This is a genomic window from Acinetobacter sp. CIP A162, assembly GCF_000367905.1.
Taxonomy (GTDB): domain Bacteria; phylum Pseudomonadota; class Gammaproteobacteria; order Pseudomonadales; family Moraxellaceae; genus Acinetobacter; species Acinetobacter lwoffii.
The window spans coordinates 1,027,618-1,041,904 of sequence record NZ_KB849159.1; the positions used below are offsets into that span (position 1 = coordinate 1,027,618).

Here is a 14,287-nt window from a genome sequence, read left to right on the forward strand (position 1 = left end):
ATCTTGAAGCAGTTAATATTAACACTTCACTTTAATTTTTTAGGTAATCCCAGTTCCCGAGGGAGCTGGGATTAATAAATTTTCAAATAGAAAAATAGAAAAGATTGCATATAGGGTCAGAGATAAAAATGGCCTACTCGAAACCGAGTAAGCCATCTTTAATATTTAAAACAAATGACGAAAACTTTTAGTCATTCATCTATGGATTATTGCTGAGCCACAAACTTTGCACGCGCCGCATGCAGTTTCTTGTAACTGTCAATCAGGCGCAAATGACGATCCAGCCCTTCTAGCTGCATGTTGGTTTCGGTCAAACCATAGAAACGGACTGTTCCTTCAATTGAACCTAAAACGGCATCCATACGGGCATCACCAAACATACGACGGAAGTTGTGTTCATAATCTTCCAGTTCCATTTCATCATCCAGAATGACTTCCAGAACGACATTCATGCACTGGTAGAACAGGCCACGTTCAACGGTATTGGTATTGAACTGCAGGAACTGCTCAACCAGATCTTTGGCTTCTTCAAATTGCTGCAAAGCCACATAAATCAGTAGTTTCAGTTCAAGAATAGTGAGTTGGCCCCATTCAGTATTTTCATCGAACTCGATACCGATCAAGGTTTTGATTTCGGTATAGTCATCCTCATCTGCTTCTTCCAGACGCTCAACCAATGCTTCCAATTGTTCATCATCCAGACGGTGCAGATTCAGGATATCTTCACGATATAACAAAGCCTTGTTGGTATTGTCCCAAACCAGATCTTCTACCAGATAAATTTCCGAATAGCCCGGTACCAGAATACGGCAAGCTGTTGCACCTAGATGCTGATACACCGCCATATAAACTTCATGGCCCATGTCTTCCAGAATCGTGAATAATTCCTGAGCTTCGTCCGCATTCGAATTTTGACCGTTATTAGTGAAATCCCACTCGACAAAATCATAATCTGATTTCGCGCTGAAGAAACGCCAAGACACTACACCGCTCGAGTCGATGAAATGCTCGACGAAGTTATTTGGTTCAGTCGCGGCATTACTGCTAAAGGTTGGTTTTGGCAGATCATTCAGACCTTCAAAACTACGGCCTTGCAATAACTCAGTCAGACTGCGTTCTAATGCCACTTCAAAGTTAGGATGGGCACCGAATGAGGCAAATACACCGCCAGTACGCGGGTTCATCAGGGTGACACACATGACCGGGAACTGACCGCCTAAAGATGCATCTTTGACCAGAACCGGGAAGCCCTGTTCTTCTAGGCCTTTAATGCCTTCAACAATTTTTGGATATTTTGCCAGAACATGTTCAGGCACATCCGGTAGTGCCAGTTCACCTTCCAGAATTTCGCGTTTAACAGCACGCTCGAAAATTTCAGACAGACATTGTACTTGCGCTTCAGCCAAGGTATTGCCGGCACTCATCCCGTTACTTAAGTAAAGGTTTTCGATCAGATTCGACGGGAAATAAACGGTTTCACCATCAGACTGACGTACAAATGGCAATGAACAGATGCCACGTGCTTTATTACCAGAGTTGGTGTCGTAAAGATGGATACCCAATAATTCATCTTCAGGATCATAAATTTCACGGGTATGTTCATCTAAAACTTCTGCAGGTAGTTCGCCATTTGGACCTGGCTGGAACCATTTTTCATCTGGATAATGCACAAATTCGGCATTGGCAATATCCTCACCCCAGAACTGGTCGTTATAGAAGAAGTTACAGTTCAGACGCTCAATAAATTCGCCCAAGGCAGATGCCAGCGCACTTTCTTTGGTCGAACCTTTACCGTTGGTAAAGCACATTGGCGACTGCGCATCACGAATATGCAATGACCAGACATTCGGCACGATATTACGCCAAGACGCAATTTCAATCTTCATGCCGAGGCCTGCCAGAATGGCAGACATATTGGCAATGGTTTCTTCCAGCGGCAGGTCTTTACCTGGAATGAAAGTCGTATGATCAGAAGCCAGACTTGGCATCAATAAAGCTTGAGCATCCGCATCAATGCTTTCCACTTCTTCAATGACAAATTCAGGACCGGTTTGAATTACTTTCTTGACAGTACAACGATCAATCGAACGTAAAATCCCTTGGCGGTCTTTTTCAGAAATATCAGCCGGCAGTTCCACCTGAATTTTAAAAATCTGTTTATAGCGGTTTTCAGGATCAACAATATTGTTTTGCGAAAGGCGGATATTATCAGTCGGAATGTCACGTGCTGCGCAATAGACTTTGACAAAATAAGCCGCACAAAGTGCTGATGACGCCAGAAAATAATCGAATGGGCCGGGTGCCGAACCATCGCCTTTATAGCGGATCGGCTGATCGGCAATCACCGTGAAGTCATCGAACTTGGCTTCCTGGCGAAGATTATCGAGATAATTGACCTTAATTTCCATGTGGATACCTAAATATTCTTATGTGCCGTCACGGACAGATAAGATGCTGAATCTGAATATACAAGCCGGTTCACGGAGGAGAACTTGAATGAAAAATAGAAAATGGTCAGGTTATACCATTTGACGAAGTGTCTGGATAACGCTGCCGAGAATGGGCGCTATTATAGAATTATTTTATGAAATTGATAATATTTGTCTGAAATTCTGGCAGATTAAACCAGATCCTCAGTCTTTCCTGAGCTGCCGGAGCATGAATCAACTTCAAGTCATGGCTTATACTATTAATCAAAGTTGCAGATAAGGCAGATTTTCACCTGCCTAGTCTGAGATAACTTTAGAAATCATAACTCAGTGCAAATACTGCAAGATTACGCTGCTTGTCATCATAGCGGTCATAACCGCCAAAGATATATTCACCTGACACACTCAACTGCGGTAAAAGCGCATAACTGAGTCCGGCAGAAGCATAACGAAAGGCAAACTGCTTTTCAGTATCGCCCAGTTCACCGCCTTCGTATTTGCCTTCATCGTTAAAATAGCTCCCCGCTGCCGTAACGCTGGCATTGAGGCGATCATTTAACTGGTGGCTCAGGTTAAGCGTGTAAAAAGTATCGCCCTGATTGGCATAAGCCACATCATACAGATAAGTCGATACGCTGGCGCCGATACTGGTCTGATCATTCAATGCACGGCTTACATTTAAACCTAGCTCATTTCCAGTGGTGTTCTCACCGCCCGGATAATAATAGGTCGCATTCCATAAATCCCAATCATAATTTTCGCTGCTATAGGTATAACCCACCAGAAAATCATGCTCGAATTTATCTGAACGATGTCCCTGACGCCCCTGCACTTCTGCATAAGAGTATCCAAGCGTAGATCCCCAATATCCGACATAAAAATTGCCATAAGCCAGATTCAATGCAGCCTGTACAGCAACGTCATCATTTTCAGGTGCATTGGTCAAACCGCGGGAGACGTATTTGGAGACCACACTCAAGTTTCCGCTTGCTTCTATTTGTTTTACTTCCGCATCATCGGCATAACAGTAAAAACTTGAAACAGCAGCACAGCCAAACAGCACTGTTTGATTGAATATTTTCATAAAATATAAATTGTATTAAGCAAAGCCGGAGATAAAACGACAGCAGTCGAGGTTTTATCTCCGTTTTGGGGAAAAAATTGAAATTCGTTTTACTCCTGCTTTGCCAGATGACAGGAATAAAACCATGATTTAAGCGCGAGGCGCCTTGTAAAAAGGTGCCGATGAAGGCGCAAGAGCAGGTTTGCCACGAATATGGTCTGCCAGTTTTTCAGCGATCATAATCGTAGTTGCATTGAGGTTACCGGTAATGATCAAAGGCATAATCGAGGCGTCAATCACACGCAACCCCTGCATTCCATGTACGTGTCCATAACCATCGACAACCGCCATGTCATCCTCACCCATTTTACAGCTACAGGACGGATGATACGCTGTTTCTGCATGATTACGAACAAATTCATCAATTTCTGCATCAGTTTGCAGATTTTTGCCCGGACTGATTTCTTCACCACGATAGGGATCCAGGGCGGGCTGATGCATAATTTCACGGGTAATACGGATGGCATCACGGAATTCGCGCCAGTCCTGTTCAGTACTCATATAGTTGAACAGAATACTTGGATGTTCAAACGGATCTTTGGATTTCAGGCGAACCCGACCACGAGATGGTGAACGCATGGAACCGACATGAGCCTGGAAGCCGTGTTCATGAATAGCATTGGTCCCATTATAGTTAATCGCCACTGGCAGGAAGTGATACTGGATGTTTGGCCATTCAAACTCATCCGAAGAACGGATAAAGCCACCCGCTTCAAACTGGTTGCTGGCTCCAATACCTTTACCTAAAAATAACCATTCAGCGCCAATCATCGGCTGGTTATACCACTTGAGTGCCGGATATAAGCTGACCGGTTTTTTGCACTTATATTGTAAGTACATTTCCAGATGGTCTTGCAGGTTTTCACCCACACCCGGCAGGTCCTGAACCACCGGAATATCCAGACTTTTTAACAGTTCGGCCGGACCTACACCGGAGCGTTGCAGGATTTGCGGCGAGGCAATTGCACCTGCACATAGCAATACTTCACGGTCTGCAAAGACCTGAATCGGCTGTAAGGTATTTTGTCCTTCAAAATATTCCACACCAATCGCCTGATTACGATTAAATAGAATACGGTTGGTCATGGCGTGGGTAATAATGGTGAGATTATCCCGGCCTTTGGCTATATCGAGATAACCACGTGCTGTACTGGAACGACGGCCTTGCGGCGTTACAGTACGGTCCATCGGCCCAAAACCTTCCTGCTGATAGCCATTCAGGTCATCAGTACGTGGATAACCGGCCTGTACACCTGCCTCGACCATGGCATGGAACAGTTCATTATTGCCATTTTTAGGTGTTGCCACCGAAACCGGTCCAGAATCACCATGATAATCATTGCCGCCAATATCGCGCGTTTCAGCTTTTTTATAATACGGCAGACATTCAGCATAGCTCCAGTGTTCTAGCCCCTTCAGGCTGGCCCACTGTTCAAGATCCATAGCATTACCGCGAATGTAACACATGCCGTTAATTAATGAAGAACCGCCCAGACCTTTTCCGCGCCCGCACTCCATACGACGATTATTCATATGAGGTTCGGGATCGGTCAGATAGGCCCAGTTATAGCGTCGTCCCTGTAATGGATAAGCCAATGCAGCAGGCATTTGTGTTCTGAAGTCTAGACGGTAATCCGGCCCACCTGCTTCCAGCAATAGGACTTTCACATCCGGATCTTCAGTTAAACGCGCTGCGAGTACATTCCCTGCCGAACCTGCACCGATAATAATATAGTCGTAATTCATCCAATCCTCCCTTATGCGCTAAATACAGACTGGAAAGGACTGAGTTCGACCTGAACTGACTTGGTCTGGGTATATTGCTGTAGCGTGACAATACCGTTTTCGCGACCGACACCCGAATGTTTATAACCACCAACTGGCATTTCTGCAGGAGATTCGCCCCAGGTATTAATCCAGCAAATACCGGCTTCAATTTGATGAATAATACGGTGCGCACGTGCCAGATTTGGTGTCACGACACCAGCTGCCAAACCATACTCGGTGTCATTGGCACGACGAATCGCCTCTTCTTCTGAGTCATAACTCAGAATACTCATGACTGGACCAAAAATTTCTTCACGTACAATGGTCATGTCATCACGGCAGTCGGTAAATACGGTTGGCAGGACATAAGCTCCTTGGACAAACTGTTCATCCTTAGCACGGCCGCCGCCACATAATAGGCGTGCCCCTTCTATCTTGCCTTTTTCGATATAGCCCAGCACTTTTTCCATATGCTCAAAGCTGGAAACCGGACCGAAATTGGTTTCAGGATCAAGTGGATCACCCATACGGATATGTTCAACACGCTGCAAAATCTTTTCTTCAAATTCTGCTTTCAATGCCAAAGGCACAAATACGCGAGTACCGTTGGTACACACCTGACCGGAACTATAGAAATTGGCCATCATGGCAATATCGGCCGCCAAATCCAGATCGGCATCTTCACAGATAATCAGCGGAGACTTACCGCCCAGCTCCATCGTGACTTCTTTCAGGCTAGAATTTGCAGCTTGGGCCATGACTTTTTTGCCGGTTGCGACACCACCGGTAAATGAAACTTTGGCTATGTCCGGATGTGAAGTCAGATAGCCACCAATGTCACCACTACCGGTCACCACATTAAATACACCATGTGGCACACCGGCTTCTGTATAAATTTCTGCCAGTTTTAATGCAGTTAATGGCGTGATTTCACTGGCTTTAAAGATCATGGCATTGCCTGCTGCCAGTGCAGGTGCAGATTTCCATAATGCGATCTGAATCGGGTAATTCCATGCACCAATCCCGGCGACCACACCCAAAGGTTCACGTCGGGTATAGACAAATGAACTGCTTCTGAGTGGGATTTGCTGACCTTCTAATGCTGGCAAAATACCTGCATAGTATTCAAGTACATCTGCACCTGTCGCAATATCGACGGTGGATGTTTCACTAAATGCTTTACCACTGTCGAGACTTTCTAAACGCGCCAGCTCGTCATTACGTTCGCGAAGAATAGCGACAGCCTTGTTCAAAATACGGGAACGTTGGATCGCCGTCATTTCTGCCCAGACTTTTTGGCCTTGCTGTGCCGATTCAACAGCGCGATCGATATCATCTTGTGTACATACCTGCACGTCTGCCAGAACTTCGCCAGTTGCAGGATTAATCGTTTGAAACGTGCTATTGGACGTTGCATGGACATATTGTCCATGAATATAAGGACGTTGCAGTTTGAATGTTGTCAATGGAATTTCCTCGCAGGTGGATTATTTGAGTTGTTGCCGGATATATTCACTACACAGTTCAATCGGCAGTTCTGGGTCAATTTCGCCATTTACCAAAGCACCTCTTAACCAGAATCCGTCAATCAATGCTGCCAGACCTTGAGCGGCTTTCTCTGCCTGGTCTTTATTTAACTTTTTCATGAATTCGTATTTAAGATTGGAATGTAAACGGTAATGATTGATCTGCTGTAAACGGTATAATTCAGGTTGGTGCAAACTGCTAGCCCAGAACGCCAACCAGACTTTCATGGCCGCCTTATCCGTTTGTGGAGCAGCAAAATTACCACGTACGATCGCTAACAAGCGCTGCTCCGGTAAGTCATCAACCTGTATCTTTATCTGTGCAACAGATTTACCCAATTGCTGCAATAAGTAACGCATTGTGGCTTCAATCAAGCCATTTTTACCTTGAAAATAATGACTTATGATGCCGGTTGAGACACCTGCCCTCTGAGCAATCTGACTAATTGAAGCTTCTGCAAAACCTAGCTCATTCACTGCAGCTAAGGTGGCATCGATCAGTTGCTGGCGACGGATCGGTTGCATACCAACTTTTGGCATAAGACTAACCTGAATAACGGATATAACAATAGAAAGTCACTCTGCTAAAGCAAATAGCTGAATGATGTAACAATTCATAAACGCTTTTTTAATTGAACGTTCAATTAATAAAAATTATAGTGCCAGCTCACCCTTGATGTACAGCGCAGTTTGTTTTGGATTTGCAAAAGTTTGTAATTCACGAAAACAAGGAAGCTTTACCGCAGGCTTTTGCTTTTAAATCACACTGCACTGTAGATCATCCGGCAACAACACGATGGTCATGGATTTATGCAAAAGAAAAATGAAGAGATGCAAGATGGTCTGAATAAAGTAGTTTTTTATTTTTCGGCGACACTTATTCTGCTGTTTTCTATCATTACCATTTTATTTAATGAACAAGCCAATCAAGTCATTATCAATATTTTAAACTGGGTCAGTCGTACCTTTAGCTGGTATTACCTGCTAGCGGCAACGCTGTATCTGGTTTTTATCGTCTTTATCGCCTGTTCCCGTTATGGCGAGATTAAATTAGGCCCCAAACATTCCAAGCCAGAATTTAGCCTGTTGAGTTGGTCGGCGATGCTATTTTCTGCCGGAATCGGGATTGACCTGATGTTTTTCTCAGTGGCGGAACCGCTTTCGCATTATATAAATCCGCCTGTAGGCGAAGGTGAAACCTTCGAAGCTGCGCGCCAGTCCATGGTATGGACCCTGTTTCACTACGGTTTAACCGGCTGGAGTATGTATGCACTGATTGGGGTCGCGCTAGGTTATTTCAGCTATCGCTATAATTTACCGCTCACCATCCGATCAGCACTCTATCCTATTTTTGGAAAAAAAATTAATGGTCCAATTGGCCATACTGTGGATACGGCTGCAGTACTCGGCACGATTTTCGGGATTGCCACCACCTGCGGGATTGGCGTTGTGCAATTAAATTACGGCCTGCATGTATTGTTTGATTTACCAGAAAATATCTGGATTCAAACTGCACTCATCGCCGTTGCCGTGATTATTACTATTATTTCAGTCACTGCCGGTGTCAATAAAGGCATCCGGATCCTGTCTGAAATTAATATCTATGTATCAATTGGGCTGCTGCTATTCATTCTGTTTGTAGGCAATACCGAGTTTTTATTAGCCGCCTTGATTCAGAATTTTGGTGACTATATCAGCCAGTTCCCGAAGCTTTCTTTAACCAGTTTTCCTTTTGAACAACCGAAAGAGTGGATGAATAGCTGGACCCTGTTCTTCTGGGCATGGTGGATCGCCTGGTCACCTTTTGTCGGTCTGTTCCTGGCCCGTATTTCCCGTGGTCGTACCATTCGTGAATTTGTCACCGGGACTTTGGTTATTCCTCTGTTATTTACCCTGACCTGGTTGTCTATTTTCGGTAACAGTGCTTTATACAGCGTGATTTTTGATGGTAATACTCAACTTGCTACGACAGTTTTAGAAAATCCGGCACATGGTTTTTATGATCTGCTGGCGCAGTATCCAGGCTTTACCTTTACTGCAGGTGTCGCCACTATTACCGGCTTGCTGTTCTATGTGACCTCAGCGGATTCAGGGGCATTGGTATTGGGAAATTTCACGACCAAATTCACTAATATTGAGCATGATTCACCGCGCTGGCTCAGTGTGTTCTGGGCCATTGCCATCGGTTTGCTGACTTTGGCAATGCTCATGGCGAATGGCGTAACAGCATTACAGAACACCACAATTATTATGGGTCTGCCTTTTAGTTTCGTCATTTTCTTTGTGATGGCGGGACTGTATAAGTCCTTGCGTCTGGAGGATTTTCGTCAGGCAAGCACCAGCCTGAATGCGGCACCTGTGGTCGGTAATGTGGATATTTTGAACTGGAAGAAGCGTCTGAGCCGGGTCATGCTGCATCCAAGCCTGTCCCAGACGCGGACCATGCTGGACAATGTTTGCAAACCAGCCATTGAGGCCGTTGCAACCGAGTTAATTGACAAAGGTATTCAAGTAAATATTCAGGAAAAATCGCTTGAGGAAGAACCTGAACTGTATCATCTGGATCTGACCATTCAGCTCGATGAAGAAGAAAACTTTGTCTACGAAATATGGCCGGTACGCTATGACACGCCAAATTTCAGTTCACGTGGTAAACGAACCAAACGTTATTACTATCGTCTGGAAAGTTATCTGTTTGAAGGCTCTCAGGGAAACGATCTGGTCGGTTACAGTAAGGAACAGGTGATCAATGACATCCTGGATAAATATGAACGCCATATGATGTATCTGCATATTAACCGGATCAGCCCAGGTAAACGTCCGCTGTTCCCGGACCGTGAAATCTAGGATATCTCAACTACGGAAGGACTGAATGATGTCAGAAAGTTTGAATGCATTTGCCCTGTTTTTCTCCCTGCTCAACCCTTTTCTGATGAGTATTTATATGCTCGGAATTATCCGTAATTCCGACGCAAAAGTATTCAACATGGCATTGATTCAGGGCAGTCTGATCAGCTTTATTGTGTTCATCATTTTTGCAAAAACCGGTGAAGCCTTCTTTAATGAAGTCTTGCATGTACGGTTTGAGTCCTTCCAGATTTTTGGCGGTATTATTTTTCTGGTGATTGGCTATCGTTATGTCTTTGAAGGTGCTGATACGATTGGTGTGATGCGTGGAGCGCCCAGTCATCTGGCGGGTACGATTGCCATGCCGTTTATGATCGGTCCCGGCACCATTTCGGCTTCCGTGATTACCGGGATTCAGCTCAGTTTAATGCAAACCATTCTGGTGATCTTCTTTACCCTGTTTCTGACCTGTAGCTTGCTAATTCTGATGAAATACCTGCATGATCATTTACAGCATAAATATTCCAACTACATTGACCTGTATGTCGATATTGTCGGTCGTGTTGCAGCGCTTCTGATTGGTACGATTGCCATTGATATGATTGTGACAGGCGTTACCGGAATTTTGGAAACCTGATAAATCCTTTCTATCAATAAATAAAAAGAGCGGTTTTTACCGCTCTTTTTTTGATTTTAAATAATTAAAATTTAAATGACACACCGGCATAAGTAGAAAAACCTTCACCTGGCGAAGATCGCGTTACATCAGCACCTTGATCATTTAAACCAGGAATCACGACCGCAGCATATTTTTCATCGGTGATATTTTTAAAGTTGATCCAGGTTTTCCATGATTGATGCTCTGGCGCATAACCCAGGTCAATACCCCAGATCTGATAGTCGTCACTAAATCGGCTATTGGCATAATCATGCGCCATTTTGGATACATATTCAGTATTCAGACCAATATAGAGGCCATTATTCAAGGCATAACTCAGTTGAGCCTGATAAAGATGTTTAGGGATTCCCGGTAACTGGTTCTTGCCAAACAATGGATCATTTTTGTACTGAAAATCGCTAAGGGTATAAGCCTGTTGCAGACGCAGTTCGCCATATTCGGATTCATGCAATGGCGTATCCAGACTTAGCTCCACCCCTTGATGAATCGTTGGCGTGGCATTTGATTCAACAGCAATGGGCTCTGAAGGTCGATTCGATCCATCTTCATAGGTTTTAATCATTTCAGAGGTTAACAGTTCATTTTTCACTTTGGAATAATAGTAGCTCAGTGCCCAGTCTCCAAAGACTGATTGTCCACGTCCACCCAGTTCAAAGCTATTAGCGGTTTGCGTGTCCAAATAGATTGGCGCGCGCACCCGGCCAGAAGCGACACCACTGTCAAAATAATACGGTGAAGACCAAGCCATCGCCCAAGGATGTGCTGGCTCAATGCTGCGGCTTAAATTGGCAAACCATTGCACAGACTCATTCGGCTGATAGGTCAAACCAAGTCGTGGTGCAAAATTCCATTCATAACGGCTGACTTCAGGACTCGCCACAGGATAAGTTACTTCACTTTCCCGATGGGTATACACCGCTGCCAGTCCCAAATCTAATTTGAACTGATCATTTAATGTGGTTTCCTGATCAAATTGCAGGACGTTGTCTGAACCGCGATAGGTATAACGGCGGGTAACGGTATCTGCCGGATACAAAGTTCCATCAATAGTCGTATCACGTCGGATGGTTTCCGTTACACCACTGTCCGGACGATGAGTCGTGCTGCGCAAGGCAATACGCCCCTGATGCTCCAGACCTAGAAACTGGTAAGGTTTTTCATACTGGAAGCGCGCTGTAATATCTTCATAATCGACATTGGTACGATAACTGCTTTCACGTAAATCCAGCGGATAGTGATGATAAGCCAGACTGCCAGTCAGTTTTGCATCATCCTGTAAATTCCAGGTCGTGGTATTGGCCAGCCAAGTACTGCCCGGCTGAATCCGTTTGGCATCTACCGCTAAATTAAAGCTATTCGCTGCTTCAGGATCATTTTTGAGCTGTTCTTGTGTAATCCGTCCTGGAGTTAAATGCTTGCTCTCACGGTAACGAGCATAAAAACGGGTTTCGATATCCGGACTGATCTGATAGCCCAAATTAAAAGCTAGACCCTTACCATCGCCTTCAGCATGATCCTGAATTCCATCAAACTGGGTACTCGTCAGCGCCAGATAATAATCCATCTGATCCAGCTTTCGGCCGGTACTAAACTGATATTTTTGATAACCATGGCTGCCCATTTCATATTTGATTTCAGAGCCATCCTGATCTGCGCCGGTCTTGGTTCTATAGTTGATTGTTCCACCTAAGGCCAGTCCGCCTTGCTTAAAGCCATTGGCTCCGCGATAAACCCCGACATGATCAATCCACCAGGGTTCTAGCAGTTCATACGCTGTACCGCCCGGCCCGGTAAATGGAATATCGTCAATCAGGACGTGCGTACCGGATGCGTGTGCACCTGAAGTCCGGTTGATTCCTGAGCCACGGATCGATATTTTTGCACCTTCATTCCCTGCAGACTGGGCATAAATTCCTGGCTGTAAACGGAACACATCGGCTGTGGTTGCAAGTCGCTGCTGTTCTAATTGCTGCTCACCAATGAAATTCGTTCCTCCTGAAACCTGAGCCAGCTCTTTCTGATATTGCTGCTGCGGATTGGCATTTTGCTCAGCGCTGATCACAATAGTATTCAGCTGTTGAACATTGTCCGGTTCTACGGCAGTTTCAGCATAAAGATGACCTGAGACAATCGACAGAATCATGAGGCTCAGCGGGCTTTTCTTGAGAGGAATTTTTGTCATGTGCATGGCGATTTTATACAGTCCTGTATAAGTGATTCCGTTTTATGAGAGGAAATCAGTTTAAAAATTATGCTGTAGCATAGATCAACATTGTTATTTTCAGGAGTTATTTTCTGCCAAAAAATTGACTGATCAGCGTATGTTTTTTCATTTTATTTAATCTTTTTATTAAAAATCAACTTGCAAGATCAAAACCACATCCTCACAAGTTCCAAGAACTTAATTTTTAAGTAACTGATATTTAATAATATGTAATTTAATTCTGCACAGATGTATTTCCACTTGGCAAAATGTGATAAGTAGAAAAATTTATAATCGACCAAACTAGTTCTTTAATTTCGAAAGTTGGCCGAAGTTGTATATTTTCTGATTTAAAGTAGACAAGATTAACCTCATCACCTTATAGAAAAATTGAAATCCTTGAGAGAAAAACAATCAATTTTTAAAAATCCTGACGATGCAGGATTTTTAAAAATAACGGACTAAATATATTTAACTATTCGCAAATTAGCTGTAATAGACCTGTCTTTTCTTGGAAAACCGATCCAGCTGTTTCAAGAAGCCTTCAAAATAATCTTTCTGTTTTTCTTCTGTGCGATAGCCGGCGTATAAAGTTCGACGTAAGCCTTCAGGCGCTACACAGTCTAAACGGCGTGATGTCACCCAGCCTTTCTGCTCATATTCATTTACCACCCAATCAGGTAATGCACCAATCCCGCGACCACTTGCCACTAACTGAATCAGCATTTGAGTCAAGTCGGTGGTGCGAATGGCTTTTGGTAGAATATTAGCGGGAATAAACAAGCGCGACATAATGTCTAAACGGTGTTTATCCACCGGATAAGTCACCAGCGTTTCTTCAGCAAGTTCCTGAACAGTAATCTCTTTCGCACGTACCAGTGGATGGGTATTGGATAAAACCAAGCGTGATTCGTATTCAAATATCGGAAAATATTCAATGCCTTTAAGCGCAATCGGATCAGCCGTAATTAAAAGATCAAACTCTCCGGTTTGTAATAATTCATGCGGATTCGACTCAAAACCTGAGGCAAAGTCCAGGTCTACATCCGGATATTGCATCCGGTATTGATTGAGTAGCGGCATCAACCAGTCAAAACAGCTATGACATTCAGAGGAAAAAACAATTCGTCCGGTCTGACCATGCACAATTCGGCTGATATCACTCTGTGCAATTTGAACTTGCGGTAATATTTCATCTGCCAGTTTTAGCAACCGCTCCCCAACATTTGAAAAGCTCACAGGGCGACTACGCCGATTGACCACTTCGATGCCAAACCATTGGTCGAGTTCACGTAGCTGATGTGACAAGGCTGACGGGGTTAAACATAAATCACTTGCTGCTGCAACCAGAGAACCATGCTCCCGCAGAGCAGTTAAAGTTCTTAAATGGCGAAGTTCTATCATGAAAAATACCGGAAATTTAAAAGACGGATGACACTTAATCTGTCTTAAGCATAACCCATTTTTCTTATTTTATTTAGTTTTTCTCATTTCAAAACCAGAATAATGAGATATATTCAACTATTAGGTTTAAATTACTATTCCCTTAATTTCATTAATTTAATTTTCTTGGTTAACTTAACCATCATTAAAATAACCCATAAAATATTGATTAAACTTACAGCAGCAACAAGATAGAAAACTAACTCCGGTATAAAAGTCACAGAATAATTTTGCTGCACTCATACAATAAAAATTAGAAAGTATTTTAGA

9 protein-coding genes are annotated in these 14,287 nt (G+C 43.8%); 2 read left to right on the forward strand and 7 right to left on the reverse strand.

Features of this window, described 5'->3' with window-relative positions; all coding sequences use genetic code 11:
• Positions 1-206 precede the first annotated feature (206 nt).
• The 5 genes from F995_RS11300 to betI form a co-directional block, all read right to left on the reverse strand.
• Positions 207-2,408 carry an OsmC domain/YcaO domain-containing protein gene (locus F995_RS11300; protein WP_004646975.1) on the reverse strand — a complete coding sequence of 734 codons (2,202 nt, stop codon included), beginning with the start codon at positions 2,406-2,408 and terminating at the stop codon, positions 207-209.
• A gap of 334 nt (positions 2,409-2,742) precedes the next feature.
• On the reverse strand, positions 2,743-3,513 hold the full coding sequence (locus F995_RS11305; protein WP_004646976.1) for a TorF family putative porin: 771 nt from the start codon (positions 3,511-3,513) through the stop codon (positions 2,743-2,745).
• A gap of 129 nt (positions 3,514-3,642) precedes the next feature.
• A complete protein-coding gene (gene betA, locus F995_RS11310; protein ID WP_004646977.1) occupies positions 3,643-5,298 on the reverse strand; it encodes a choline dehydrogenase in 1,656 nt (551 codons plus the stop codon).
• Between the two features lie 11 nt (positions 5,299-5,309).
• Entirely contained in the window at positions 5,310-6,785 is a 1,476-nt protein-coding gene (gene betB, locus F995_RS11315; RefSeq protein ID WP_004646978.1) for a betaine-aldehyde dehydrogenase, read from the reverse strand.
• A 21-nt stretch (positions 6,786-6,806) separates the two neighbouring features.
• Positions 6,807-7,385: a transcriptional regulator BetI gene (gene betI / locus F995_RS11320; protein ID WP_004646979.1), complete on the reverse strand. Its 579-nt coding sequence runs from the start codon at positions 7,383-7,385 to the stop codon at positions 6,807-6,809.
• 270 nt (positions 7,386-7,655) lie between these two features.
• On the opposite strand from betI, the gene F995_RS11325 reads away from it, so the two are divergent.
• Entirely contained in the window at positions 7,656-9,692 is a 2,037-nt protein-coding gene (locus F995_RS11325) for a choline transporter (protein ID WP_004646980.1), read from the forward strand.
• A gap of 28 nt (positions 9,693-9,720) precedes the next feature.
• Entirely contained in the window at positions 9,721-10,329 is a 609-nt protein-coding gene (locus F995_RS11330; RefSeq protein ID WP_004646981.1) for a MarC family protein, read from the forward strand.
• 64 nt (positions 10,330-10,393) lie between these two features.
• Here F995_RS11330 and F995_RS11335 read toward each other — a convergent pair whose 3' ends face one another.
• Positions 10,394-12,559, reverse strand: coding sequence for a TonB-dependent receptor family protein (locus tag F995_RS11335; protein ID WP_004646983.1), 2,166 nt, complete (start codon positions 12,557-12,559; stop codon positions 10,394-10,396).
• 501 nt (positions 12,560-13,060) lie between these two features.
• Positions 13,061-13,978, reverse strand: coding sequence for a LysR family transcriptional regulator (locus F995_RS11340; RefSeq protein ID WP_004646984.1), 918 nt, complete (start codon positions 13,976-13,978; stop codon positions 13,061-13,063).
• Positions 13,979-14,287: the final 309 nt, after the last annotated feature.